Genomic DNA, 24,778 nt, shown 5'->3' with positions numbered 1-24,778 from the left:
GTCAGCCCGTGAGGTGGTCGATCAGCAGGTTGCGTATGTTTTCCAGCTCGTCGCCACTGAACCCCAGCAACTGGCGAGCGTCGTATTGCACGTCCGGTTGCCCACGCTCAGGCCGGTCTTTCAGGCCGTACTGATGCACCCGGGCGATCCGGCCAACGCGTCCAAGGAATCCGAGCGACAGACCGTTCGCGCTGGTCTGGATGCGCAGATACCGAGCGGTTCGGAGCTTGGTAAACATCCTGTTCTTGATGCGCCCCTTTTTGCCGCGCAAATCTTTGGGCTTTCGCGGGGCATAAGCTGATCCATCAGGGTTGCGCTGGGCGGTGATGCGCTTCTGCTGACTGCGACGCAGGTCGCGGGCGATCGTGCTGAGCAGAGATCGACGTTCGCGCTCGTCCAGTTTGGCCAGGAGCACGGCAGCCCACTGTTCAAGGGCCTGCAAATCGTCGCTCATGGCTGCTCCGATTCACCCAGCGGCTGACCATCCGGAGTGATGATCTGCAAAGCGTCGATGGTGAAAAACTCGTCATCAACCACTGGCTCAGGCGGGTGAGTGACCACCAGCTTTCCGTCATCCTGGCGTTTGACGATGACCCGCTCCGTCAGCGGCAGCTTTATGGAGAGATCGACCTTGCTGTTGTCTAGGACGTCGGCCTCAAAGGCGATCGCGTCCTTGCCCCGTTCGAGGTTCTCCATCAGCTCCCGCTGGTTGACCATTATCCAAGCGAACAGCGGAATCGCGATGGAATCCGGGTGCCCGGCATAGTCGGTGAAAATCAGGTTCAGCGTGTAGCTGTATTCGAACGACAGGCCCGGCGCCGCAGTGCTTCGCATCGTGCCGTTGTCGATGAAGACCATCATCCGGTCAGGGTTTTTTGCGAGCCCGGGTACTTGGGCCAGCAGGTGAGCGCGCAGTGATTCTGGCTTGTTCATGGGTGGGCAGCCTGCTTTTGCTGATACTCATACACCGCATCGACCTGCGAGGCGCACTGTGCCCAGTCGCCTTCTGTGATGTCCTGATCGTTGACCAGGTCGCCGTTATTGGCCGGTTTTGTCGCTGACAGGACGCACGGCACCACGGCCGGACAGCCAGTCGCGATAACCTGCTGCTCCGGTGATGGCGGGACGTTCGCGCAGCCTGCGAGCAGCATCAGGCAGAGGCTGGCCAGCCCATTTCTTGAGCTCACTGTTTTCATGTTTCAGGTCCTCGATCATGCTCTGGCGGCTCGCCAGCGCATTCCGCAGTTGATCTTGAGTGCCGCGCAGCTTGGTCTGCGCCTTCCGTTCATCCTGCAATGCCTGCGCGAGTGCGCTGGACTTGGCATCGCTGCGATCGGCGCGTCCCTGCGCCGCAGTTGTCGCGCTCTGGGCCAGTTCGGTGTTCTTGTCCGCGACCTCAATGCGTTGCGCCTGGGCCCAGACCAGCAACGCCAAAGCACCGAGCAGGGCGATCCCATACAGCACCTGGCGAAGCGTGCTCATGCCCGGTACCAGCCGGCGGCGTTCATTTCAGCGGTGCTGAGCTTACGTACGTCGCTGCAAATCACCATGGCTTTGATTCCCGGCTTGGCCATAGCAATGGCTTCCATCAACGCCTTGGCCACCTCGTGCGGTGTACCTTCCGGCAACATGAAGATGTCCCCGTCAGAGGGGTGCAGTTTGCGAACCTGATCGGTGAGAGTCATGCGACCTCCGGTACTCGGCAACTGGTGGCGTGGCGCTGGTAGGCGGCTTCAAGTTTGGAGTCGTACAGGTTGCGTGCGTAGTCCGGGCCGTTGTACTCCTTCGCGAACGCTGCCCACTTCTTGCCCTTCAACGCTTTAAGCAGGATCGGGTCAGCTTCGACAAAGCGCACGAACGCCTCGAATTGCTCGTTCTCGTCCTTGCTCATCAAATCCACAAAGCTCTGTACGCTGCTGTATCCCAAGCGCACAGCGTGATAGCCCATGATCTGGAAGGCGCCCCAGCTCGCAGCCTCAGGCGCGCAGGTGTCATCAATCAGCCGAGCATTGGCCAGGCGCTGGTGCTCGGCGCTACCACCGGAATAGCCGCCGGGCTTGGTATTGACCAGGTTCGGTTGTGTGGCCGCCAGCTGGTCTGCGTGGGCTTTCAGTGCGCCAGGATCATCACCAGGTGTTCGCGGCGCGCAGAGCTGCCGGTACATGATGTGGCGCTCGAAGAGAATCTTCGGCTTGCCATTGCTCAAAAAGCCCAGACCTTGGCTCTCAACCTCGTTGACGGCCATCACGGTGGCGAGTTCGACGCCCAGACGCGCGGCTGCTTTGACCAACGAGGCTTGCTGCAGCATGTTGCCGCAGCCCGTGGCACCGGACAGCACCATGAGGGTTTTCGGACCCGCAATACCATCGGTTACCAACCCAACCTTGCGCTGGTAATCGCGCACCGCCGTCTCCGTTTTCTCGCCGAAGATACCGTCCACAACAAGGACGGTACCCTGGGCGTTGAGGCGTTGTTGAAGCGTGCGGACGTCCTGACCGCGATCGCCGTAGCGCAAAACGTTCATACCTGTTCCACCTTGCGTTTGAAGAATGTCTTGGCGAGTGCGCGGGTGCCCTCTACGCCGAGCAGGCCGATGACGCCGCCGAAGAATGGGCCGGTGGTGGCCGGAATCCCCAGCAGCGATAGCCCGTGACTCGCGGACAGTGCCAGCAGGCCGCAAAGCGGGGCCTCCAGCAGCACCCGACGCCAGGAGCCGCCTCCGTACATGATCCGCAGGGCCGCGATGACGCAGGCTAGGCCGCCCGCGTAAATGGCGGGCCAGTTCTGTTCGAGCCAGGCGGCGAACCAGGCCCATGTATCCGGTTTGTCAGGCATGCGCGTGGTTCCGCTGTCCGAAGTTGAAGGGGTAGGGGCGTCCGAGCCGGGTTTCGCGTGAGTCAGTCCCATAGGCTCACCATTTGCTGCTCTTGCGCTTGTGGTGCCACGTCCGGCAGTAAAACCTGCGTTCCGTGAGGAAGTACCGTGCCCAGATCGGCGAGGCCGGGGTTTGCGTCCAGCACCGCCTCGGTGACGCTTGCTGTCCGGCCGTATGCCCGCCAGCAGATTGCCTCGACGGTGTCACCCTGCTGGGCGTAAACGGTGGTCGGCATCAGATCAGCTCCACCGTGGAATGGCCGGTGCCCAGTAGGTCGCGGATCGCGAACCGGGCGTCTCGGCGGTACTCGTCCACCGATGGGGTCAATTCGTCCGCGTTCTTGTTGCCCTCGGCGGAGCTGTCGTAGCTGCGATATCGCTCGGCGATTTCGGCACCGGCCGTGCAGTAGATCGAACGGCGGTAGAGGTGAATCAGCACGCTGGTGCCTTGGATCTCGTCCGCTGGTACAGCGTCCAGCGTCTCAAAACCATTCGCGAGGTGGCCCGACTTGATCGCGGCCAGCTCGGTGTTGACTTGGATAAGTGCATTGACCACGGCGGTCTCCAGGCGCGGGTCACTCACGCTGCCGTCAATGCGCAGGCTGTCGCGAACAGCGGTACCGTCGATGTCCGGCCAAAATCCGTCGTTGGTGATCGGGAACGGAGCAGTGGCTACTGCGCCGTTGGCAATGAATCCGCTCATGTTTCGGCCCTAAGTCGGCGGTGGCCGGGGCGTCACAGCTAGGAAAGGAGAGAAACCTGCTGATCAGCCCCGGGCCGCCGGGGTTGCGGGGTACGCCCTGTCAGCTCCCAGTCGCGGGAGCAATTTTTTTCAGGAGGCGCTCGGCGCCTTCCAGATCCTTCTTGCCACCACAGCTGTTGTGCAGCTCGATGGCGCGTTTCAGCAGTTCGATACCGGTTTCCACCTGCCCGATTACCCCGGGGTTATCTGGGGTAAGGCCTGCGACCGTTGCCCGGCCGGTGGCCAGATACAGCTTGGCTTTGGCCTCGTCGGGCATGTCCTGGTCTGCGGTCAGTTGCATGGTGCGTTGAAGGGTTGCGAGGTCGAAACTGCCAGCGGCCTTTTGGGCCTTGAGTGCCGCCTCGGCAATTTCTTCCGCGATCAAGCAACCGGTGGTGCGCTCGAAGCGGTCAGGCATCAGCAGGTTGTGCTGCAACACATACGCTGCGATGTCGAGCGCCCCGGCGAAATCACCGGCGTCGATCCGCCAGATCATGATGGTGGTGAGCACCTCGTCTTGGGCGCCGTTGCCAGCGCCCAGAACACCTTCGACGTACGGCGCATACGCCGGCAACAGCTGCAGCTTCAATGCGGCCTTGCCTTCGTTGGACTGGATCTGCTTGAGGCGCAGCCGGTCCTGCAGCAGTTGGGCCAGCTGCATTTCGTACGCCGTCCCGCCCGCCATCGACACAGCAGGCGTAGCGGCGGCGGCTTCCTTTGACGCGAGTGCCTGTAGCCGATGACGTTGGGCGAGAGAGAGGGCCATGGTTATGCAGCCTCTTCGATGTTTTCGACCAAGGCGCCCAGACCGAAGTCTTCGACGACATACGCTTCGTTCGAGGATTGGTAGTCGGCGATGCGATCGCGTTCTGGTTCCTCGCGGGTCATGCGGCGGCGTCCACCGATCTGGAAGTAGATCGACAGGTTCTTCAAGGTGGTGATGAAGATGCCACCGTCGATGAAGAAAGGAGCGTCGACCACTGGCAGTCCACCGAGTGTGCCATTGGCAATGATGCGGGCTGCAGCGAGCTCGTTTTCGTTATCCGCTGCGCCTTCGATGTTGGCCAGGAACTTGGAGTGCAGCAGGCTGCGGTCAACCAGCACCACCAGATCCGGGCGCTTGCGATGCCACGGGTCCAGCAGTTGGATGGCGTCGTACACCAGGCCGTCGAGAGTTTTGTAGTCGCCGTTCGGGCCGATGGTAACTTTGCCAGCGACCTTACCGCTGCTCAGGACACGTTCAGGCGCCTTGGTGCGATACTTTTCCAGCCAGCCAACGTTCACATCCTGCAGCAATGGATTCGCGATACGGTCAGTGTCAGCAGCAACCGACTTGCCGTTGAAACCGATCATGATGCGGTCGAGGGCCTGCTGCCCCACGATCGCAGCGGACAACCGAGCTTGAAAATCCTTGAATTTCGCCCAGGCATCGAGCAGTTGGTACTTCACGAAGGTGTCGAAGTCGGTTTTTTTGCAGCTGTAGCTGTCGCTTTTCAGCGACCCGACGCCGTTCGGGCTGCGAGCCTTGGTAGAAGTGTCGGTGCGACCTGCGATAGTCGAGCCGACGCCCAGCAGGATCGCTTCACCGTCCTGTTCGTCTACGCCAATCACGTTGATTTGTTTCAGGAAGTCACTCGACTCTTGAATAGCGGTTTCCAGCGTTTGCTGAATCGTGGGGGTGACGGTGAATTTCTCAGAAGCCGATGCCACGGCGTTGAGCAAAGCCACCTGTTTCATGAAGCCGTTGAAGGCAATCCGTGTTTCGTTACGCATGGTGTTCTCCAGTTAAAGCTTGCAGGGGGCAGTCGGATCAGTAGGCAGTCAGAACAGCGCCTGCGCCGCCGCTCACCGGTGGCCGTGAGGTTTGGCTGTGGTCTTGGGTTTCGCCCAGGCGCTTGACCAGGTCGGCGAAGTCGGTGCTGAGCTTTTCGAACTTGCCCTGCAGCGCTTTGTGATCTTTCTCCGCAGCGGTGAATGCCTCGGCCTGTTCGGAGGCATGGGTGGCGAGTGCTTGAACGGCATCGTTCAGCTTGCTGAACTGCTCGCCTTCGGCAGCAGAGCCACCACCGCCCGCTGGTTTGTCCTTTTCCTTGCTCGACCCCAGCAGCTCGGCAACCCTGGCAAACAGTTCCTCGAATTTGCTGGGCGCGTCTTCGATCTCGTCGAACTCCAGCTGCGCTTCGACCAGTTCGGAGAACAGGTTGTCGGGTTTGCTCTTGCGGGCTTTGAGCGGGGACGAATCGGGGTTCTGAGCGCTGAAAGTGAGCATCTCGGTGCCCAGGCTCGCCGGGGAGTCAGTCACAGCCAACCCGTCCAGGTAAGCGCGGCCGGTGTCAGCAAACTTCGGCGAGATCTCGATGCTGGTGTAGAGCTTCTGGCGCGCCTTGTTCATGGCGACCAGGTCGTCGGTCGGCTCGATCTGGGCAAAAAGCCCCAGCTTCTTCACGCCGTTCACTTCGACTTCTTCAGTCTTCAGCGCGAGGACGTCGCCGTACGCCTTGAATGGGTTGTCGGGCAGCACGCTGCGGAAGTGCTCCAGCCAGACACGCGCACCATAGGTGTTCGGGTTGTAGGTTTCGGCGGCGTCGACCAGCCACTGGCGTTCGATCTGACGGCCGTCAGTGGTCGCGCCTTCGACGGCAACGCGAAACCATTTGGAACGGAATTTCTTCTTCATCGAGCGAGTCCTCAAAGCGGTGCTGCTGGGTGCAGTTGCGTTGAGGTGCATCGTCGACATCTGTACGGCGCCGAGCAATCGACGCCAATTGTAGGTTCTGGCGATACACGCCGCGTCGCTACGCCTTCACGCGCGCGTGGCCTCAGCATCGCCGCCATGACGACAACCGAAGCTGTGCCCATCCGCGATAACCGCCGTCAGGCCAAGTTCCTCTACTGGACCGGCCTGCGGATCTGCGCGATCGCCGAAATGCTGGGCGAGAAGGAAAAGACGGTTCACGCCTGGAAAACCCGGGACGAATGGGACCGGGCCGACAACGTCGAGCGAATCGGTGGTGCGCTGGAAGCCCGCCTGGTGCAGCTGATCCTGAAGGACGGCAAGACGGGCGGCGACTTTAAGGAAATCGACCTGCTGCACCGCCAGTTGGAGCGGCAGGCGCGTATCGAGCGCTTCAAGTCCGGCGGTACCGAAACCGAGCTGAACCCAAACCTGGCCAAGCGCAACGAAGGGCCGAAGAAGAAGGCCGCGCGCAACGAGTTCAGCGAAGAGCATGTCGAGCTGCTCACCGAGGCGTTCAAGGATGGCTGCTTTGGCTACCAGCTCGACTGGTACCGGGCGAGCAACCAGCGCACCAGGGCGATCCTGAAGAGTCGCCAGATCGGCGCGACATACTACTTTGCCCGCGAGGCGCTGATCGACGCGTTGGTGACCGGACGCAACCAGATTTTCCTGTCCGCTTCAAAGAACCAGGCGCACATCTTCAAAGCCTACATTCAGGGCTTTGCCCGCGAAGTCTGCGGCGTCGAGCTGACTGGCGATCCGATCATTTTGGCCAACGGCGCGGAGCTGCATTTCCTCGGTACCAACGCCCGAACCGCTCAGGGTTACCACGGTAATTTCTACTTCGACGAATTCTTCTGGACGTTCAAGTTCAACGAGCTGAACAAGGTCGCCAGCGGCATGGCGATGCAGAAGCAGTATCGCCGCACCTACTTCTCGACGCCGTCGAGCATGGCGCATGAGGCGTACACGTTCTGGACCGGCGAGCGCTTCAACAAGGGCAAGCCAGCCGCGCAAAGGCTGAAGATCGATGTCACGCACGACGCCCTGCAGCAGGGTCGGCTCTGTGAAGACCGGATATGGCGGCAGATCGTCACCATCCTAGACGCCGAGCAGCGCGGGTGCGATCTGTTCGACCTGGAAGAGCTGCGGCTTGAGTACAACGCGGACGCCTTCGCCAACTTGCTCATGTGCCAGTTCGTCGACGACGGCGCGAGCATCTTCCCGCTCAACGTGCTGCAGCCGTGCATGGTCGACAGTTGGGTCGAATGGGCCGAGGACTACAAGCCGTTCGCCGCCCGCCCGTTCGCCGATCGGCAGGTCTGGGTGGGTTACGACCCAGCGGAGACCGGCGACAGCTCGGGCTTGATCGTCGTTGCACCGCCGCTGGTGCCAGGCGGGAAGTTCCGGATTCTGGAGCGCCACCAGTTCCGGGGCATGGACTTCGCTGCGCAGGCCGAGGCGATCCGCCAGGTCACCATGCGGTACTGGGTTACCTACATCGGTATCGATATTACCGGCATGGGTTCGGGCGTTGCGCAGCTGGTGCGCCAGTTCTTCCCGAACCTGATCACGTTCAGCTATTCACCCGAAATCAAGACGAAGCTGGTGTTGAAAGCCTATGACGTCATCCACAAGGGGCGTCTGGAGTTCGACGCGGGCTGGACGGACATGGCCCAGGCACTGATGGCGATCCGCAAGACCATCACCGCCAGTGGCCGGCAGTTTACCTACACCGCAGGCCGCAACGACGAGACCGGGCACGCGGATCTCGCCTGGGCGCTGTTCCATGCACTGCAGAACGAACCGCTTGAGGGCCAGACCTCAACGAACACCGGATTCATGGAGATTTACTGATGAGCAAACGTCACAGCAAGGCCCTGCAAACGAGCGGCTCGCAACCTCCTGCGATCGAGGGGCAGGTGCTGCCGGCGAATGGCGGCAAGATGGAGGCTTTCACCTTCGGCGATCCGACCCCGGTCTTGGATGAACGAGGAATTCTCGACTACCTGGAGTGCTGGCTGAACGGCCGCTGGTACGAGCCGCCCATGTCGCTCGACGGTCTGGCGAAGTCATCGCGGGCCAGCGTGTTCCTGCAGTCAGGCCTGAACTTCAAGCGCAACATGCTCGCCCGGACCTTCATTCCCCACCGTCTGCTCTCGCGGCAGACCTTCGAGCAGTTTTCCCTGGACTTTCTCTGGTGCGGGAATGGCTACCTCGAAAAGCGCGAAAACATGCTACGCAGTGCGCTCGGCCTGCAGCCCGCGCTGGGCAAGTACATGCGGCGCGGTGTCGACCTCGATACCTATTACCAGGTGCGCACCTGGCGGGACGAGTACGAGTTTAAGAAGGGGACCGTCTACCAGCAACGCGAGGCCGACATCAATCAGGAGATCTACGGCCTCCCAGAGTGGCTGCCAGCACTGCAGAGCGCGCTGCTCAACGAGTCCGCAACCCTTTTCCGTCGCAAGTACTACAACAACGGCAGCCATGCCGGTTTCATCATGTACATGACCGACACCGCGCAGAACGAAACCGACGTGGCTGCGCTGCGCACGGCGCTCAAGTCGGCAAAAGGCCCCGGCAACTTTCGGAACCTGTTCATGTACGCACCTGGTGGCAAGAAGGACGGCATTCAGCTGATTCCGGTCAGCGAGGTGGCTGCCAAGGACGAGTTCGGTTCGATCAAGAACATCAGTCGCGACGACATGCTCGCAGCGCTCAGGATCCCGCCGCAACTGATGGGCATCGTGCCTCAGAACGCTGGTGGCTTCGGCTCGATCAAAGAGGCGGCGCAGATCTGGGCGATGAACGAGCTGGAACCGCTGCAGGCGCGTCTGCAGCAGGTAAATGAATGGCTGGGGGAGGAAGTGGTGCGGTTCCGGCCATTTGAGGAAGCACCTGGCGCTCCGACTCTTCTCAATCCGTAGGCGAAAAAAAACCGCCCATCGGGGCGGTTTCTCTTATCAGCTATCAGCTTCTTCAAGCCTGACGGTCAGTAGCATCTCTGCTGGCAATGCTACCTTGGAGATCAGCGCCAAGTGGTATTCCTGTTCACTATCTTCTGACCACAGCTGATCCTCAAGGTTGTTGAGCTCATCTTGGTTAGCGATAACTTTCAGCGAGGCAGAAAGCATCTCGTAGTAGTAAACGTGCAGGTTGAGCGCCAGTGCATTAGACATCTGACGTTGCCAGAAGAATTTGCCTTCGCCCGTCTGCTGATTGTCAGACAAAATTACGTCGTAACGCTCAAGGATGTAATTGAAGAACACCTTCTGCGCTACATCGCGTAGCACCGTGGCGTGCTGAGCATTCGGAGTGCGCCAGACTAGGTTCTGCGTCGCAGGACGGCAGTTCAGATCGACGATCGCAGAGATCACCACACGGTTGTAGTAGACAACCGATTGCTCGACGTCATTCAGCAGCGCAATTTCGAACTCATCGCTTGAAGGGCGAACCCGGTGGTCAATTCGGAGCAGCCGATAGCCTGGTGCCAAGATGCACTGTGCATCGGCACTGATGTCCGAGATGCTTTCTGCGCCTGATAACTGCGCGTAGAGCCGCTCATTGTCCGCCGTTCGCATCAGATGTGCGAAAGCCTCGCGGATTTCCGAATGCTTCACTATGAGTCTAGGCATAGGTTTTGGCCTGAGAATTCACTACCTGGGACAACAAAGCGCGACCTCGATCATACGAAGCCTGCGCTTTTGCATTGGGCTGATCATCGCGCATGTGTTCAATGAAACGCGTAGCGTCAGCACCAGTCAGCTCAACGCCGCTGAATGTGTCGCTCTTGATAGCCATCTGAAAATCCTTGCGGGAGACCGCGAGTTATCAGGCGTAAATCGCCGCTGAACAGAGTGACATAAAACAATTATGTCAAGATCGATAGTTAAACACGTTTGAACACCATGTCAAAGGGGAATACGCCTGAGGCGTATGGTGACGTTACGTTTCGCCGACGAAATGCGCTGTGAAATTGTCGGCTGTGGGTGTTGAGGCTCAAAACGACAACGGGCCAGCTTTCGCTGACCCGTCTGGTCTATCGGTACGCGGGGGGGATTACGCGGCTTCGCGTTCTTTCACTTCGATTTGAATCTGCAGGTTTGCGCCGCCTAAAAGGTTGACGAGAGCATCCAGGGAAAATTTATCGATCTTCCCTTTCAGCAGGTCATTCAGCCGTGGCTGGGTGACGCGCAGGCGTTGAGCCGCTTCTTTCTGAGAGACCTCCCAGGACTTTACTGTTTGGCTCAAAGCCATCATCAACTGAGAACGAATTCTTAGGTTTTCAGCTTCCTCTGGCGAGTCAACCAACGCATCCCAGACACTGGCATAGCGTTCGCTGGACATAGCGGTGATACCTCTACTGTGGCGTGCCGGCTACAAGCCAACACGCGAAAACTCGGACTGCACCATGATCTACGCATGTAGCGTAGTCGGAGGCCTCGTCTCAAAGACGGATCCCCTCTGAGCAGAGAGGGTCCCATGTCTTGTACCAATCAATCTAGCGACTTGAACCGGGCTTTTGCCAAGTCAATGTCGCGCTTTTCAGTCTTTTGTGTGTTTTTTTGGAATGCATGCAGCACATAGATCGCTTCAGGCCTATCCACCACATAAAACACGCGAAAAGCTCCATCTTCGCACTGCACTCTGATCTCTTTGACACCTTTGCCAACAGATTTCATTGGCTTCCAATCGTCAGGCTCGCACCCGGCTTCGACTAGAGAGAGCTGATACCCACATCGCTGGATGGCGCTGCGAGGGAATGCCCTCAGATCATCGAGACTGGAACCGACCCATGTGACCACCTTCTTCTTTACGTTGCTCATTTTCATACAGTCCTAAGATCAGTCTGAAGAACCCGCCATTGGTATGCATGCTTGGTCACCTGCTTTGAGTGTTACTAGAGAGTGTCGATGTGTTACGAAAAGGCAGGAAGCCTCCCCCCCGGCACTATTGATATCAGAACTGATATAAAAGTCAACGACGCCTGATCTGTTTTGAAAGGTGGGCACACAAAAAAGCCCCGCGTTCAATGCGGGGCTTTCTTACGTTACCGACGACTTACCCTTGGGTTAGGCTCAGTTGGCGCGGCTCTGGTTCATCAAACATCCAGCACTTCACGGTAGCCTTGCGTATGGAGCTATCCACCGCTTTCAGTTCGCGGAAACGCGGCTCGCTGCAGCGCTTGAGAGCGTTGGTGACTTCGCTGCTGATGGTGAATCTGATGCCATTGGCAGCGAACAGCTCGGTCAGGTGCGGCATGTTCAGGGCGATCAGCCCCGGCTTCTTGGAGTGGTTGTACGCGACGCCTTTGCTGTCCAGCTGCTGCAGCGCGCTCCAGAAGTCAGCGACCACGTCAGCCGGTGGGGGCTCAACGGTGCCGATGGCGGCTAGGTCGGGGACGGGCAGGCCCATGGCGCTCGACAGGTTGGTGATCTCTATCCCCAGCATGTCGCGCATCGAACGGTTGCGCGCTCGCAGCAGTTCTTTTAGGAGTGTCAGGCGGTGCTTCGACATGCTGATCTGTTGCGCGACAGTGATCGTACCTGGTCGGCTGACGGCGCCCTTGGTCCAGTATTGCCACAGCACTTCGTCGCATTCTTCCTGGTACTGGATGATCTTGTCGCGCAACTCGGGCGCTACCTTGTTGGGGCTGATCGAGTAGAGCCAGGCAGCAAGCTTGCGAAGGGGGAGGCAGGTCATTGAGCGTAGCTTGCCATCCTCGGCAACTGTTTCGATTTCCGAAATGGTTGCGCCGAACTTGTCCTGCAGCTTCACGTACTGAGCTGCCCAGATCAGCCCCATGTTTGCCACCACCGGTTTCATCGCCACATACGGCTCGTTGTTCTGGCCCACCAGCAAAACGGTGTCGCCGTGAAACGGAACGGGCATGAGTTGAGTGTTCATGTTCAGAGTCCTTTCGTTCAGTCGCGGGATTGGTTGTTGGTGGCAGAGCGGATCACGCCATTCAAGTCGGCGCAGATGCGATCGAGGAAGCCGGCCAGCATCTGTGGCTGGTACAGGCCTGGATCAGTCGCCATTTTGGCCAGAGCGTGTACCAGGGCGAGCGAATCTCGCACCTGCTCCAGCCGAAAAAGATCGTCGTCGGTAAGGCCGTGGGGTCTTCTCATTGAGCACCGCCTTGCGTTTCGAGCGTGCGAGCCAGGTGCATGTGATGGTTGTAGCGTTTGAGTCGGGTAGGGAGGGAGGAGTCAGCGTGCAGGGCGGCGAGGGCCATGCGGCGGTGTGCGAATGCACGGATTTTGGACGGAATGAGGGCGGTCATGGTCTAGATCCTCTTGCTAGATGGATCTGCCACCAAACGTCGCCAAACGATATGGGTGGCAGCTGTACGAGGGTTGGCGAACCGGGGCAAAAGGAACCCGGCAGACCCGAGGGTCTCCCGCGCACAGCCGCCATAACACGGAACTGCGGGCACAAAAAAAGCGCCTGCAATTGTGAAGATGGGCGCTGTTGCGCCTTTTGCTGATCGGGTCGCCAAACCCGGTCGCTGAATTGGCAGCGACGTGAGCAATGTAAAGCCATAAGGCTTGGCATTGCAAGTATCCCCGGACAAGACGATGCGCTCAGTTGCAAACGCAGGGGGGGAGTCCACGGATGTGGCCGAGATCGAAACGGAATGTACGGGGATAGTTTGGGAGAAGACTAAGCCGTAGGAAGCGCGACTGGGCAGCGTCGGTACGAGCGCACTCAACCCGTCACGACAAAACCGTGCGGCAATTGTGCTGAGGGGGCTGTCCGCACTACAAAACAGTCGGGTACCAGGACGAAGTTTTGCCGCTCATCAGCACGAAAAACCCCAGCACATCCTACCTTTACCACCCCTTTCAATCAAGCGGTAACAGGGCTGGAGCCCTTATTTTACGAGGGTTCCAGCCCCGGTCAGGCGCACCGATGGGTACGTGTAGCGCGGCGCTGCGGAACTGCTCCGAGCGGCTGGCGAGAGGGCGGCGGCATGCACCAAATCGGAGCGGTCTTGTGGGTGTGGGGGAGTGGCGTGCTACAGCTCCACCTGGCGCGCGCCGTCGTCCCCCCGCCACGCCTGCGGGCTAAATGGGTCTTTTTTTCTGCACCCCTGCACCCGGCTCTACTCAGCGCCCGCTGGGCCTCTCCTGCGCTGATCCTGGCTGCGAAAACCCTGCAGAACCCTGCAAGGCACCCCCTTTTTCAGAGCGCGTGCAGCAGGCTGTCTCCGGGGCTGATTCTCGGTTGACCCACGGGAAAATGGTAAGTCGTAGAAATGAGGGCTGCGAAAACCCTGAAACCCGCGCGCGATGCGGCGCTCAGGCATTACTTTGCACTGGGTTTTTTGAGTAATAGGATCGATGAAAAAAGGTTAGGTAATTGATTTATAACGATTTTTTATTTTGGTTTTCTGACCATGCAAAAAAGTAATGTCATTACCATATTCGACTAGTCAACTTACCTATCAGAACAGACTGAAAGCCTTTATCTACGCGGTCTTGCTCGATGTCGGGGTGGAAACTTACTTAAAATACTGGTTTCCCATGGGTCAACATAAAAACCAAAAACGCCATAGGGGGAGGTGGCTGGAAGGTGACGCGTCCATCTGCTCGCTTGCACGCAAGCATTCGTCCTGGCGCTCACAGACACGCTCACGGCCGCAACCGTCCCGATACGCGAGAGGTATACAGAGCTTGGTACGTGCGTTGGTACGTGGGGGAGATAAAACAAAGGCCTGCATCGCTGCAAGCCTTTGATTTATATGGTGCCGGCACCAGGAATCGAACCCGGGACCTACTGATTACAAGTCAGTTGCTCTACCAACTGAGCTATACCGGCGTGTGGGCGGTGATTATAGGGATTTGAGCTGTCGAGTAAAGCCTTAATTTCGCTTTTTTCGCCCGGGCTTATGCCGGATCGCGATTACCGTTATTCACAACCGATCCAATGCCGCGCTGACGGGCGGTCGGTTTGTGGAAGCGTTCTCATTTGTTCGCAAGCTACTGTTTTTGCGCAAATTTAACAGCTGTATAAAAAATGACCGATTTGTTAAAACGTTTGCGGATCAGGTTTTCTCTGGCTTGGGGGGAATTCCATCAACAGAGTTATCCACAGGCTGGGACATGTTTTGTGACTCAGTTGCGTTCCGCCAGGATGAGCAGATTGCGTGGTGTGAGCTGGCTGTCGCAGAAGGTGCCGATTCGGACTGTGTAGTCACGTTGTTGCAGGTAGAGGGCGCGGTCGAGGATCAGCCAGAGTTCCAGCGGGCGGCGGAAGAGGTTGCGCAGCAGTTCGAGGTTGCGCACCTGGGCCAGTCGTTGCCAGCCGGCGGCTTCGAGGGCGGGCCAGTCTTGGGGGCCGGGCCCGGGGAGTTGTTTGAGTTCGGCGAGGCCTTTGCAGTATTCGGCGAAGGGTTTGTCGAGCCAGGCGCTGGGCAGCGATGGGGTGGGCAGATATTCGTCGATGCCGCGCAGTTGGCGTTGCAACAGGTCGAAGCCCAGGCGGCGGGCCATGGAGGTGTCGCGCTGGCGGCGTACGCGGGCGCCTGCGGTGACGGTTTCGCTCAGCGGTAGGCCGAGGTCGTCGAGGGAGAGTGTGAGTGTCGAGGCCAGGCCTTCGGCGGATAGCGGTTGGTAGTGGTCGCTGGCGATGCGGTTGTAGCAGCAGGGGGCGATGGCCAGTTGTTGGCAGTGGGCGCTGCTTGCCAGGTGCATGAGGCGCACGTGCAGGTCGCCGCAGGCGTGGAGGGCGACGGGGGTGTGTTGGGCGGTCAGGCGGTCGGCGGCGTCGGGGGCCATGACGTCCTGGTGCAGGTGTTGGGCGGGGATGCCGAGTTTGTCGCTCAGGTGGCGGCCGGATTCGACCAGTTGCGGGTCGTATTCGAGGCAGGTCAGGGCCTGACCTGAGTGGGCGAGGCGGCGGCCGAGGTGGCCTTTGCCGGAGCACCAGTCGAGCCAGTGGCTGGGCGTTTGCGTGAAGCTGAGGCGGCTGGCGAAGGCTTCGATCTGTTGCCATTTGCGGCCGGGGACGTCGACGCTCATGCGCGATGAGACGCTGGCCAGATCGGTTTGCGGCAGCGCGGCGACTTCGCTCAGGGCTTTTGCCTGTCTGGCGATGGCGGCGAAGGGCTCGGGGGCGTCGAGGGCTTCGGGGTGGTTGTGGGCGGCTTCTGCCTGTTCCAGGGTGCGTTGGCGCAGCCAGCCGGCGAGCTCGGGGTGTTGCGCTTCCCATGGCAGCACGCGGTGGGTGAAGGGGCGCGGGCGCCACAGGTGCTGGTGCGCGAGCAGGAAGGCGTCGAGCGCGTGGAAGCGGGTTTGCAGGTCGGCGGGCATGGTGGGGAGGCGGTGTTGGGTGATGTGCAGAGTTTACGGGTATTGGGGTGCCTGATGCTGCCGGGTTGTCTGGTTTTGCTGCCGCTGCGCGGCAGATCGCAGGGCAAGCCAGCTCCCACGCCCTCCGGGCAGAATCAAAAGCGCGCCGTGTGGGCGCGCTTTCGCTGTCAGCGCCCTTGCAGCGCATTCACCCGCAGTTTGCGTTCCAGCAACTTGAAACCTTGCACCAGCACGAAGGAGATCAGCAGGTAGATCATCCCGGCCAGGAAGAAGCTCTGTTCGGGCATGTAGGTGCGGGCGTTGATGGTGCGGGCCATGCCGGTGATGTCGAGCAGGGTCACGGTGCTGGCCAGGGCGCTGGCCTTGAGCATCAGGATGACTTCGTTGCTGTACGCGGGCAGGCCGATGCGGGCGGCGCGGGGCAGGATGATGTAGAGCATCGCCTTGGCGCGGGACATGCCCAGGGCGCGAGCGGCCTCGACTTCGCCCACCGGCACGGCCTGGATGGCGCCGCGCAGGATTTCGGCGATGTAGGCGGTGGTGTGCAGGGTCATGGTCAGCGCGGCGCAGAAGAACGGGTCACGCAGGTAGGGCCACAGCGGGCCCTGGGTGATGACGTCGAACTGCGCCAGCCCGTAGTAGACCAGAAACAGCTGCACCAGCAGCGGCGTGCCGCGAAAGAAGAAGATGTAGGCGTAGGGCAGGGCGCTGACGTAACGGTTACGCGATGCGCGGGCGATGCCCATGGGGATTGCCAGGATCAGCCCGGCGACTACGGCGATGGCCACCAGCTCCAGCGTTACCGTCGCCCCATGCAGCAGCTTGGGCAGCCATTTGAGGGTGAATTCCCAGGTCATGACGCGCTCCTCACAAAGCCGATCGATGCGCGTTTTTCCAGCCACGCCAGGCCGACCATCGACAGCGCGGTCATCGCCAGGTACATCAGGGCCGCGACCATATAGAAGGTGAATGGCTCCTTAGTGCTGGTCACCGCGATCTGCGCGTGGCGCATGACTTCTTCAAGGCCGATCACCGACACCAGCGCGGTGTCTTTCATCAGAATCATGAACAGGTTGCCCAGCCCGGGCAGCGCGATGCGCCACATCTGCGGCATCACCAGCTTGATGAAAATGCGCGAGCGCGACAGGCCCAACGCCAGCCCGGCTTCGCGGTGGCCCTTGGGGATCGACAGCATGGCGCCGCGAAACACTTCGGTGGCGTAGGCGCCGAAGCACAGGCCCAGGGCGATCACGCCGGCGGCGAAGGCGCTGAGGGAGAAGTTGACCAGCCCAAACACCTGGCCGATGGCGCGCATGGCGTTGACGGTGCCGAAGTAGATCAGCAGCACCCACAGCAGCTCTGGAATGCCGCGCACCAGCGTCGAGTAGGTGCCGCCGATCCATTGCAGGGCGCGATTGGACGAGGTTTTCGCCAGCGCGCCGAGCAGGCCCAGGATCAGCCCCAGGCACAGGGCTGACAGCGCGAGTTGAATGGTCATCAGCATGCCAGCCGCCAGGGCCGGGCCGAATCCGTGGAGATCGAGGTTCATAACGCTTCTTGGCAGGAGAACGCCCGCCGCCGCTCACAGGGAAGCGGCGGCGTCGCTCGGGCGAATCAGAGAATGCTGAACGGGAAGTACTTGTCGTTGATCTTCTTGTAGGTGCCGTCTTCGATGATTTCTTTCAGCGCGGTGTTCAGGCGCTCACGCAGGGCATCGCCCTTGCGCACGGCGATGCCGATCTTGTCGTCGCCGAACATGGGCTCGCCCTTGAACTCGTAGTTCTTGCCGGCGTCGCTTTTCAGCCACTCGTAGCTGGCGTACTTGTCGCCGAGCAGGGCGTCCAGGCGGCCCGAGGACAGGTCCAGGAAGGCGTTTTCCTGCGAGTCATAGAGTTTGACGGTGACGTCGTCGCCCCAGTTGTCTTCCAGCCAGGTGCCGGACAGGGTCGCGCGCTGGGCGCCGATGGTCTTGCCTTTGAGGGCTGCCTTGATGGCGTCGTTGTCGGCGCCCAGGTTGGTCGACTTCGGTGCGATGAACTGCAGCTTGTTGGAGTAGTACGGGTTGGTGAAGTCCACCGCCTGCTTGCGCTCTTCGGTGATCGACATCGAGGAGATCAGGAAGTCGAACTTCTGCGCGTTCAGGGCCGGGATGATGCCGTCCCAGTCGGAGGTGACGACTTCGCAGGTGACTTTCATCTTGGCGCACAGGGCGTTGCCGATTTCCACGTCGAAGCCCACGACCTGGCCGCTGGCGTCCTTGTTGTTGAACGGCGGGTAGGCACCTTCGATGCCCATCTTGAGAGTTTCTGCAGCAAAAGCGTTGCTTGCCATGGCCAGGGTGGCGGCAGCGGCCAGCAGGAGGTGTTTCAGGGTCTGCATCGATGTTGCTCCGTTAGCGATTGCTGGACATGAATTGTTTGCAGCGCGCCGACTGCGGGTCGTCGAAGACCTGTTGCGGCGATCCTTGTTCTTCTACCAGCCCTTGGTGCAGGAAGACCACTTCACTGGACACCTGCCGGGCAAAATTCATTTCGTGGGTCACCATCAGCATGGTCCGGCCTTCTTCGGCCAGGCCACGAATCACGTTCAGCACTTCCTGCACCATCTCGGGGTCCAGCGCGGAGGTCGGCTCGTCGAAGAGGATAACCTTCGGCTGCATCGCCAGGGTGCGGGCAATTGCTGCGCGTTGTTGCTGGCCGCCCGAGAGCTGATTCGGGTAGGCGTGGCGCTTGTCGGCGATACCGACCTTGGCCAGCAACGCCTCGGCCGCCTCGATCGCTTCTGCCTTGCTCTGGCCAAGCACGCGGCGCGGTGCCTCGATGATGTTGTCGAGCACGGTCATGTGCGGCCACAGGTTGAAGTTCTGGAAGACGAAACCGATTTCGCTGCGCAGGCGGTTGATCTGACGGTTGTCGGCAGCGATCAGTTCACCCTTGCGCGTGGCCTTGAGCTTGAGCGACTCGCCTGCGACGAGGATTTCACCCTTGTGCGGATTTTCCAGCAGGTTGATGCAGCGCAGCAGGGTGGATTTGCCGGAGCCGGAGGAGCCCAGGATCGAAATCACGTCGCCATCGCGCGCGCTCAGCGAAATGCCCTTGAGCACTTCCAGTTGGCCGTAACGCTTGTGCAGATCGCGGATTTCCAGGGCGGGCGTGGCCTGGGCCATTGAGGGACCTCGTGTGTTCGGTGTGTTGCCGCGCACGACAAGCGGGCTCGCCTTGCGCAAAAAGGGCGCGATGTTGCCAGCTTTACCCGCCGCGGGAAAGGGTATTTCGGCCAACGGCATGAACACTTCATGAAACCTTGCCCTGGTTTGGTGCTTTTCGTCCGATGGTGTGTATTTTCGGTGCGGGTAATCGTCTTCTTCGTGTGGCGCTCGGTAACGTTTCCTACAGAAATGGCGAAATGCTAGCTCTCTCAGATACTTACCGAACGCCTCTGCCACGGGCATATCCGCGAGCGACGTCGCTAGTGAAATATTTTGGCGTAATTCTTGCGTAAAAAATAAATAACAGGACTGTTGTGATCTTTTTACGAGGGATCACAAACCGCTCTGATCCGTATAAAAATTCTTAAAGGTTGCTTCCATGAGCAGTACCCCAAACTCTTCGAACCTCGATCAGGGGCTCAAATCGCGGCACATCACCATGCTGTCCATTGCAGGTGTGATCGGTGCCGGTCTTTTCGTGGGTTCCGGCCATGCCATCGCTGAAGCAGGCCCGGCTGTTCTGCTGGCTTACGCGGCGGCGGGCACGCTGGTGGTATTGGTGATGCGCATGCTGGCAGAGATGGCCGTTGCGTCCCCGGACACCGGCTCGTTCTCGACTTATGCAGACCGCGCAATCGGCCACTGGGCCGGTTTCACCATCGGCTGGCTGTACTGGTGGTTCTGGGTGCTGGTGATCCCGCTGGAGGCCAACGCTGCCGCGACGATCCTGCACGCCTGGTTCCCGAACGTGGCGATCTGGGTCTTCACCCTGGTGATCACCCTGCTGCTGACCGCGACCAACCTGTTCAGCGTGAAGAACTACGGCGAGTTCGAGTTCTGGTTCGCGCTGATCAAGGTGCTGGCGATCATCGGCTTCGTGATTCTGGGCGTTGCCGCGGTGTTCGGCCTGCTGCCAAGCAGCCAGGTCAGCGGCGTGAGCCATCTGTTCGACACCAATGGCTTCATGCCTAACGGCATGGGCGCGGTGCTGGCAGCGATGCTGACCACCATGTTCTCGTTCATGGGTACCGAGATCGTCACCATCGCGGCGGCGGAATCGAAGAACCCTGGCCAGCAAATCACCAAGGCCACCAACTCGGTGATCTGGCGGATCTGCCTGTTCTATCTGGTGTCGATCTTCCTGGTTGTGGCGCTGGTGCCGTGGAATGACAGTCGTTTGGCCCAGGTCGGCTCCTACCAGACCGTGCTCGACCTGATGGGCATCCCGAACGCCAAGCTGATCGTCGACATCGTGGTCCTGGTCGCCGTCACCAGCTGCCTGAACTCGGCGCTGTACACCGCTTCGCGCATGCTGTTCTCCCTGGGCAAGCGCGGCGATGCGCCTGCAGTCTCCCAGCGCACCAGCAAGGCCGGTACGCCGTACTGGGCGGTGCTGCTGTCCACTGCAGCGGCCTTCGCTGCCGTGTTCGCCAACTACGTTGCACCGGCTGCGGTGTTCGACTTCCTGCTTGCCAGCTCCGGCGCCATTGCCCTGCTGGTGTACCTGGTGATCGCCGTCTCGCAACTGCGCATGCGCCGCAAGCGCGAAGCCGAAGGCCAGACCATCGCGTTCAGCATGTGGCTGTTCCCGGGCCTGACCTGGGCGGTGATCGTGTTCATCGTTGCGGTCCTGACCATTATGCTGTTCCAGGACGCCCACCGCATGGAAATCATCGCCACCGGCCTGCTGAGCATTCTGGTCGTGGCCGCGGGCCTGATCGTTTCGAACCGCCGCAAGGCAGTGAAAGCGGGGAAAGTCGTGCTCAATTGAGGGTTGATTGAGCCGGCTTTGCAGGTGAGAAAGAACGGCTGCCTTCAGGGATGAGGGTGGCCGTTTTTTTTTGAAGTTGGGTTGTTACTGGCTGTCGTAGCAGTCCGGCTTGCCGGCGACAGCGCCCGTGAGATCGCTGTCGCCGGCAAGCCGGACTGCTACGGGGATTGTGCAAAGGCTCGAATGCTCTAGCGGTTGATCATCCTTCCCAAAACCGACTTCCCTCGCACCTGATGCATCACCACCGCCGCCAGATGCAGCGCCACCAAACCCGCCAGGATTGCGCACAGCACGTGATGCAGTTCATGCAGCTCTACGAGCGCGATCTTCGAATGAATCAGCTGAGGCAGCGGCACAAGCGCGAGCAGAGTGATCGGGTGGCTCATCATAAGCACGCCCGTGATCAGTACGCCTGACACCGCTGCGTAGATCGCGGTATGGGCTGCGCTCGCCAGGCGTTCTTGCGAGCCGGTGCGATGGCGCGGGGCGGCACGCAGGGCCAGCCACAATCGCCCGGCGAAAAAAGGGATGAACAAGCTGGTGATCTGCGGATTGAAGGATTCGACCCACTGGCGGAACGGGTCGTTGGCATCCAGCAGTACGACGCCGAAGCCGCTGAAGGTCGCCCAGAGGATGATCGCGGCCGACAGCCAGTGCAGGAAGATTCTCGGCTTGGAGTAGGGGATTGCGTGTTGCGCTGTAGGCGATGGGGAATGTGGATCAGTCAAAACGGCAGCCTTGGTGAGAAGGAATTGCATTCTCGTAATGGCGCAAAGCTACCGTCTTGATCCGGGTCATGCAAACGGGAATTGTTTCAGCGGCGGCCTGCGTCGCGCGCGTTTTTCTTCTCGATGATCTGCGAGGCTTCGGCATAGGCCTTCTGGAAGCTGTCGCTGCCGATCCATTCGATGGCGGTGTCTTCGTCTTCATCGTGGAAGATCCCGCGATAGGTGATGAGCAGGCCCATCATGAAGTCGGTGGCCGGTTCTTCGGCTTCTTCGGCGATCACCAGTTCCAGCACCGGGTACTGCAGGAACACCACGCACAGGGCCAGCAGGCTGATCGCCTCGCCGGCTTTCATGGCCTCGAACAGGTCATCGAAGTCGGCCGGGTCGAAGCCGTTTTCTTCGATGTCCTTGAAATCGAACGTACTCAGGTCGATCGCCACGTCATCGAAAGGCTCGTTGACGTGTGCATGATTGAGCACCGGATGCACGACGCTCGGCTTGCCCTTGCCGGAACGGTTCTGCTTGGCCTTGGCTTTGGCCCGCTGGGCGCGTTTTTGCTGTTTGTCGGGGGAGGCCATGACGGCAGTTTCCTTGTGTGGTGCAGCCATTCGCATGGCCCGGGATCATCGGGCGCTCATTGTATTCACTTTTTGCCTGGATAGAGACTGTGATCGGGATCGAGCCACACCACGAAAAATACGTGATCTACGAAGAAACCGTGAATGCGCCCGTGCAGGTTGGCGCTCACGGCAAACTGAAATGGGGTGCTGCTGCGCAATTGCTCGTTCAGGTGGGCGAAGCCGTCGGGTTCCGAGGTGCCTTCCCAGTCGATGGGGTGCGCGCGCATGGCGGATGAGCGGTCCGCGTGAAACTCCTGCGCCGAGTAATGGCTTAGCGCGCTCAGGCGTTCGATGACTTTGCAGAAGTAAGTCGAGTCGCGCCGTGAATAGCTGAATTTTGCGTGGGCCTGATCGACGTGCCGAAATGAGAAGCTGATTCGTTGTCTGCCATCTGGCGCGCTGGCCCTGATCAGTGTGTGGCTCTTGGGGAGGCGTCTTGCTTTCATCGCCGTTCCTCACTGCTCAGTGTGAGACATCTCGGTGTAGAAGGCCCGGGTCAATGACTTGTCGATTGGCGCGGTACAGGCTGCATCGAGCGCAAGATCGCCGCGGGCGGCCTGCCATGGCGCTTCCTGATGAGTCATTTGCTCCAGCTCGTAAGCCGAGAAGCCGCCAAAGACCCGGTAGACATCAGCGAGAAATTTTTCGACGTGTTCCGCCACGGCAGGTTTTTCGGCATCGCCCGGGATAGGGTGCCACTTGTGTGCGCTGAACCTGACGTAGGTTTCCCGGTGAACCGGCCCGTGTACCCAGGCCTCGAAAGGCTCGTCGATCAGTTGCTCGCCATCGTGCATGACCATGTGCCAGGCGTCCGCATAAAACATCAGTTTCTGCAGCTTGAGGGGCGTGACGAGATCGCCGTGCTCTCTGGCAAACCACAAAAAATAGTCTGCGACGCCATTTGCTGTGCTGGCGGCCATGAATGATTTCCTTGGTTGGGATGGCGCGACGTTAGGTTCTGCCTGCATCGGATGTCAAACCGCCCTGTGTCCAGAATCGATACCCGGTAACCGGGTTGCATGGGTCCACTATAGGTGCGGCGGATGCGGTTGTGATCGGCTAAGCGGTCTGGTTGGGCGAAAAAAGACGAGTCTGAGAGGTGGTTCAGAATTGCCGACGGCGGTGCTTCGCGATGTCCTACAGATTCTGCATTTCAGGCCGGTTCAGGAGGGCTGGGGAAGGGCACCGAATCGCGCGCAATAAAAAACCCCTGAACCTTTCGATTCAGGGGTTTCGGTATTTGGTGCCCAGAGACGGAATCGAACCGCCGACACGGGGATTTTCAATCCCCTGCTCTACCGACTGAGCTATCTGGGCAACGGGGCGCATTAAACGTCTTTTTCAGGGGGTCGTCAAGAAAGTTTTTAAAAAAAATCGAATTATTTCCTTCGCTTACGTCCGCCCCCTGCTGCAAAGGCTTATTCGGACGGTGGAACGTAGCCTTCGGCCTTGGCGTATTCCTCGCCGGAGAGGTACTTGTCCATCTCGGTCTGGAGGAACTTGCGGTCTTCGGCGTTCATCATGTTCAGGCGACGCTCGTTGATCAGCAGGGTCTGGTGTTTCTGCCAGTCGGCCCAAGCTTTCTGCGAGACGTGGTTGAAGATGTCTTCGCCCTTGGCGCCCGGGTACGGTGGGCGTTCCAGGCCTGGCAGTTCTTCTTTGTACTTGCGGCACATTACGGTGCGGGTCATGGCGACTCTCCTGCATTCAATACGTCGGCTGCGTTTTTCAGCAGCTTTTTCACCGGGGCGGCCAGGCCCAGGCGCGGCGGGGTGGCGAGGTTATACCAGAGCCAGTCGTCCTCGGCCACGTGATGGGCGGTCTCCTGGACGCGCACCAGCCAGGGCTCGATGGTCAGCTGGAAGTGGCTGAAGGTGTGCACCAGACCCGGCATCGCCTGGTGTTCGCCAACGTTGAGTGCGTGCTGATCGGCCAGGTGCTGCACGTCGCTGAAGTCATCCAGCTCGGGCAGGCTCCAGAGCCCGCCCCAGAGGCCGGTCGACGGGCGGCGATAGAGCAGGATTTCCCCCGCGTCGTTGGCGAAGATCGGCATCAGCGTGCGCTTCTGCGGCACGGCCTTGCGCGGTTTGGGCACCGGGTAGCGGGTTTCCTGGCCGAGCATATGCGCTTCGCAGCCGCGTTCCAGCGGGCAGAGCAGGCAGATGGGTTTGCTGCGGGTGCAGAGCGTGGCGCCCAGGTCCATCATTGCTTGAGTGTAGTGATTGACCCGGCTGTGGGGCGTGAAACGCTCTGCGGTGGCCCACATCTGCTTGGCTACCTTCGGTTCGCCCGGATAGCCTTCCTGGGCGGTGAAGCGCGCCAGAACGCGTTTGACGTTGCCGTCCAGGATTGGCGCGCGCAGGCCCATGCTGATGCTGGCGATGGCGCCTGCGGTGGACTGGCCGATGCCGGGCAGCTCGGTGAGTTTCTCGACGTCGCGGGGGAATTCGCCACCGTGTTCGCTGACGACGATCTTCGCCGCCTTCTGCAGGTTGCGTGCGCGGGTGTAGTAGCCCAGGCCCGTCCACAGGTGCAGCACTTCGTCTTCCGGCGCGTCGGCCAGGGCCTGGACGGTGGGCAGGGCGTCCATGAAGCGGTCGAAGTAACCCAGCACGGTGCTGACCTGGGTCTGCTGCAGCATGATTTCCGACACCCAGACGCGGTAGGGCGTGATGTTGCGTTGCCAGGGAAGGTCATGGCGGCCGTGACGGTCGTACCAGTCGAGGACGGCGGAGGAGAACTGCTCGGGTTGCATCGGGGGTTCCGGTGTTCAGGGAT

Annotated in this window: 32 protein-coding genes, 2 tRNA genes and 1 pseudogene; 3 read left to right on the top strand and 32 right to left on the bottom strand. The window is 60.1% G+C overall.

Annotation, left to right across the window (positions count from 1 at the left end):
- Nucleotide 1 precedes the first annotated feature (1 nt).
- From AC1MEK_RS08675 to AC1MEK_RS08620, 12 genes and pseudogenes are all read right to left on the bottom strand, one after another.
- The gene (locus tag AC1MEK_RS08675; protein ID WP_480395847.1) at nt 2-454 is read right to left on the bottom strand and encodes a phage virion morphogenesis protein; all 453 of its coding nucleotides are present in this window, start codon (nt 452-454) and stop codon (nt 2-4) included.
- Nucleotides 451-933: a phage tail protein gene (locus AC1MEK_RS08670; protein WP_480395846.1), complete on the bottom strand. Its 483-nt coding sequence runs from the start codon at nt 931-933 to the stop codon at nt 451-453. Before AC1MEK_RS08670 ends, AC1MEK_RS08675 begins: the two co-directional genes overlap by 4 nt.
- A pseudogene (lysC, locus tag AC1MEK_RS08665) lies at nt 930-1,118 on the bottom strand (Rz1-like lysis system protein LysC); the annotation flags it as partial. The gene AC1MEK_RS08670 and the pseudogene lysC, both read right to left, overlap by 4 nt.
- Nucleotides 1,039-1,482: an Rz-like lysis system protein LysB gene (gene lysB, locus AC1MEK_RS08660; protein WP_480395845.1), complete on the bottom strand. Its 444-nt coding sequence runs from the start codon at nt 1,480-1,482 to the stop codon at nt 1,039-1,041. The gene lysB and the pseudogene lysC, both read right to left, overlap by 80 nt.
- Nucleotides 1,479-1,685 (bottom strand): hypothetical protein, encoded by a 207-nt coding sequence (locus tag AC1MEK_RS08655; RefSeq protein WP_480395844.1) that lies wholly within the window; start codon nt 1,683-1,685, stop codon nt 1,479-1,481. Before AC1MEK_RS08655 ends, lysB begins: the two co-directional genes overlap by 4 nt.
- Nucleotides 1,682-2,524, bottom strand: coding sequence for an N-acetylmuramidase domain-containing protein (locus tag AC1MEK_RS08650; RefSeq protein ID WP_480395843.1), 843 nt, complete (start codon nt 2,522-2,524; stop codon nt 1,682-1,684). Before AC1MEK_RS08650 ends, AC1MEK_RS08655 begins: the two co-directional genes overlap by 4 nt.
- On the bottom strand, nt 2,521-2,835 hold the full coding sequence (locus AC1MEK_RS08645; protein WP_480395842.1) for a phage holin, lambda family: 315 nt from the start codon (nt 2,833-2,835) through the stop codon (nt 2,521-2,523). The genes AC1MEK_RS08650 and AC1MEK_RS08645 overlap by 4 nt, the downstream gene beginning before the upstream one ends.
- Before the next feature lie 62 nt (nt 2,836-2,897).
- Entirely contained in the window at nt 2,898-3,110 is a 213-nt protein-coding gene (locus tag AC1MEK_RS08640) for a tail protein X (RefSeq protein WP_480395841.1), read from the bottom strand.
- Nucleotides 3,110-3,577 carry a head completion/stabilization protein gene (locus tag AC1MEK_RS08635; RefSeq protein WP_480395840.1) on the bottom strand — a complete coding sequence of 156 codons (468 nt, stop codon included), beginning with the start codon at nt 3,575-3,577 and terminating at the stop codon, nt 3,110-3,112. Before AC1MEK_RS08635 ends, AC1MEK_RS08640 begins: the two co-directional genes overlap by 1 nt.
- Before the next feature lie 100 nt (nt 3,578-3,677).
- Nucleotides 3,678-4,382: a phage terminase small subunit gene (locus AC1MEK_RS08630; protein ID WP_480395839.1), complete on the bottom strand. Its 705-nt coding sequence runs from the start codon at nt 4,380-4,382 to the stop codon at nt 3,678-3,680.
- A 2-nt stretch (nt 4,383-4,384) separates the two neighbouring features.
- Nucleotides 4,385-5,389 (bottom strand): phage major capsid protein, P2 family, encoded by a 1,005-nt coding sequence (locus AC1MEK_RS08625; protein ID WP_480395838.1) that lies wholly within the window; start codon nt 5,387-5,389, stop codon nt 4,385-4,387.
- 37 nt (nt 5,390-5,426) lie between these two features.
- Nucleotides 5,427-6,293: a GPO family capsid scaffolding protein gene (locus AC1MEK_RS08620; protein WP_480395837.1), complete on the bottom strand. Its 867-nt coding sequence runs from the start codon at nt 6,291-6,293 to the stop codon at nt 5,427-5,429.
- A gap of 156 nt (nt 6,294-6,449) precedes the next feature.
- Here AC1MEK_RS08620 and AC1MEK_RS08615 point away from each other — a divergent pair, with 156 nt between their 5' ends.
- Together AC1MEK_RS08615 and AC1MEK_RS08610 are read left to right on the top strand one after the other, a co-directional pair.
- A complete protein-coding gene (locus tag AC1MEK_RS08615) occupies nt 6,450-8,210 on the top strand; it encodes a terminase ATPase subunit family protein (protein ID WP_480395836.1) in 1,761 nt (586 codons plus the stop codon).
- Nucleotides 8,210-9,283 carry a phage portal protein gene (locus AC1MEK_RS08610; RefSeq protein ID WP_480395835.1) on the top strand — a complete coding sequence of 358 codons (1,074 nt, stop codon included), beginning with the start codon at nt 8,210-8,212 and terminating at the stop codon, nt 9,281-9,283. Before AC1MEK_RS08615 ends, AC1MEK_RS08610 begins: the two co-directional genes overlap by 1 nt.
- Nucleotides 9,284-9,319: 36 nt before the next feature.
- Here AC1MEK_RS08610 and AC1MEK_RS08605 read toward each other — a convergent pair whose 3' ends face one another.
- The 13 genes from AC1MEK_RS08605 to AC1MEK_RS08545 form a co-directional block, all read right to left on the bottom strand.
- Nucleotides 9,320-9,976: a hypothetical protein gene (locus tag AC1MEK_RS08605; protein WP_480395834.1), complete on the bottom strand. Its 657-nt coding sequence runs from the start codon at nt 9,974-9,976 to the stop codon at nt 9,320-9,322.
- A gap of 7 nt (nt 9,977-9,983) precedes the next feature.
- The gene (locus AC1MEK_RS08600; protein WP_480395833.1) at nt 9,984-10,157 is read right to left on the bottom strand and encodes a hypothetical protein; all 174 of its coding nucleotides are present in this window, start codon (nt 10,155-10,157) and stop codon (nt 9,984-9,986) included.
- 258 nt (nt 10,158-10,415) lie between these two features.
- Nucleotides 10,416-10,703 carry a helix-turn-helix domain-containing protein gene (locus tag AC1MEK_RS08595; RefSeq protein WP_480395832.1) on the bottom strand — a complete coding sequence of 96 codons (288 nt, stop codon included), beginning with the start codon at nt 10,701-10,703 and terminating at the stop codon, nt 10,416-10,418.
- Nucleotides 10,704-10,852: 149 nt separating this feature from the next.
- The gene (locus AC1MEK_RS08590) at nt 10,853-11,182 is read right to left on the bottom strand and encodes a type II toxin-antitoxin system RelE/ParE family toxin (protein ID WP_480395831.1); all 330 of its coding nucleotides are present in this window, start codon (nt 11,180-11,182) and stop codon (nt 10,853-10,855) included.
- A 235-nt stretch (nt 11,183-11,417) separates the two neighbouring features.
- Nucleotides 11,418-12,263: a phage antirepressor N-terminal domain-containing protein gene (locus tag AC1MEK_RS08585; protein WP_480395830.1), complete on the bottom strand. Its 846-nt coding sequence runs from the start codon at nt 12,261-12,263 to the stop codon at nt 11,418-11,420.
- 17 nt (nt 12,264-12,280) lie between these two features.
- Nucleotides 12,281-12,487, bottom strand: a complete 207-nt coding sequence (locus AC1MEK_RS08580) for a hypothetical protein (RefSeq protein WP_480395829.1) — start codon at nt 12,485-12,487, stop codon at nt 12,281-12,283.
- On the bottom strand, nt 12,484-12,642 hold the full coding sequence (locus AC1MEK_RS08575) for a hypothetical protein (RefSeq protein ID WP_480395828.1): 159 nt from the start codon (nt 12,640-12,642) through the stop codon (nt 12,484-12,486). The genes AC1MEK_RS08580 and AC1MEK_RS08575 overlap by 4 nt, the downstream gene beginning before the upstream one ends.
- A gap of 1,462 nt (nt 12,643-14,104) precedes the next feature.
- Nucleotides 14,105-14,180 (bottom strand) — tRNA-Thr (locus tag AC1MEK_RS08570).
- Nucleotides 14,181-14,476: 296 nt separating this feature from the next.
- Nucleotides 14,477-15,673 (bottom strand): methyltransferase, encoded by a 1,197-nt coding sequence (locus AC1MEK_RS08565; protein WP_480395827.1) that lies wholly within the window; start codon nt 15,671-15,673, stop codon nt 14,477-14,479.
- 167 nt (nt 15,674-15,840) lie between these two features.
- Nucleotides 15,841-16,530 (bottom strand): ABC transporter permease, encoded by a 690-nt coding sequence (locus tag AC1MEK_RS08560; RefSeq protein ID WP_480395826.1) that lies wholly within the window; start codon nt 16,528-16,530, stop codon nt 15,841-15,843.
- The gene (locus AC1MEK_RS08555; protein ID WP_480395825.1) at nt 16,527-17,222 is read right to left on the bottom strand and encodes an ABC transporter permease; all 696 of its coding nucleotides are present in this window, start codon (nt 17,220-17,222) and stop codon (nt 16,527-16,529) included. The genes AC1MEK_RS08560 and AC1MEK_RS08555 overlap by 4 nt, the downstream gene beginning before the upstream one ends.
- Nucleotides 17,223-17,287: 65 nt before the next feature.
- The gene (locus AC1MEK_RS08550) at nt 17,288-18,052 is read right to left on the bottom strand and encodes an ABC transporter substrate-binding protein (protein ID WP_480395824.1); all 765 of its coding nucleotides are present in this window, start codon (nt 18,050-18,052) and stop codon (nt 17,288-17,290) included.
- A gap of 13 nt (nt 18,053-18,065) precedes the next feature.
- Nucleotides 18,066-18,839, bottom strand: a complete 774-nt coding sequence (locus tag AC1MEK_RS08545; protein WP_480395823.1) for an ABC transporter ATP-binding protein — start codon at nt 18,837-18,839, stop codon at nt 18,066-18,068.
- 421 nt (nt 18,840-19,260) lie between these two features.
- Between AC1MEK_RS08545 and gabP the strand changes: the two genes are divergently transcribed.
- Nucleotides 19,261-20,652, top strand: coding sequence for a GABA permease (gene gabP / locus AC1MEK_RS08540; protein ID WP_480395822.1), 1,392 nt, complete (start codon nt 19,261-19,263; stop codon nt 20,650-20,652).
- 188 nt (nt 20,653-20,840) lie between these two features.
- On the opposite strand, the gene AC1MEK_RS08535 is transcribed toward gabP, so the two are convergent.
- The 7 genes from AC1MEK_RS08535 to mutY all read right to left on the bottom strand — a co-directional run bounded on the left by AC1MEK_RS08535 (nt 20,841) and on the right by mutY (nt 24,755).
- Entirely contained in the window at nt 20,841-21,410 is a 570-nt protein-coding gene (locus tag AC1MEK_RS08535; protein ID WP_480395821.1) for a cytochrome b, read from the bottom strand.
- A gap of 56 nt (nt 21,411-21,466) precedes the next feature.
- Nucleotides 21,467-21,958: a hypothetical protein gene (locus AC1MEK_RS08530; protein ID WP_480395820.1), complete on the bottom strand. Its 492-nt coding sequence runs from the start codon at nt 21,956-21,958 to the stop codon at nt 21,467-21,469.
- A 65-nt stretch (nt 21,959-22,023) separates the two neighbouring features.
- Nucleotides 22,024-22,446: a hypothetical protein gene (locus AC1MEK_RS08525; protein ID WP_480395819.1), complete on the bottom strand. Its 423-nt coding sequence runs from the start codon at nt 22,444-22,446 to the stop codon at nt 22,024-22,026.
- Between the two features lie 9 nt (nt 22,447-22,455).
- Entirely contained in the window at nt 22,456-22,920 is a 465-nt protein-coding gene (locus AC1MEK_RS08520; RefSeq protein WP_480395818.1) for a Panacea domain-containing protein, read from the bottom strand.
- Between the two features lie 321 nt (nt 22,921-23,241).
- Nucleotides 23,242-23,317: transfer RNA gene (locus AC1MEK_RS08515), tRNA-Phe, on the bottom strand.
- Nucleotides 23,318-23,418: 101 nt separating this feature from the next.
- The gene (locus tag AC1MEK_RS08510; protein ID WP_480395817.1) at nt 23,419-23,691 is read right to left on the bottom strand and encodes an oxidative damage protection protein; all 273 of its coding nucleotides are present in this window, start codon (nt 23,689-23,691) and stop codon (nt 23,419-23,421) included.
- Nucleotides 23,688-24,755, bottom strand: a complete 1,068-nt coding sequence (gene mutY / locus AC1MEK_RS08505) for an A/G-specific adenine glycosylase (RefSeq protein ID WP_480395816.1) — start codon at nt 24,753-24,755, stop codon at nt 23,688-23,690. The genes AC1MEK_RS08510 and mutY overlap by 4 nt, the downstream gene beginning before the upstream one ends.
- Nucleotides 24,756-24,778 lie beyond the last annotated feature (23 nt).

It is taken from the genome of Pseudomonas sp. 2 (assembly GCF_056627435.1).
This window is presented reverse-complemented; position numbering and strand designations above follow the sequence as displayed.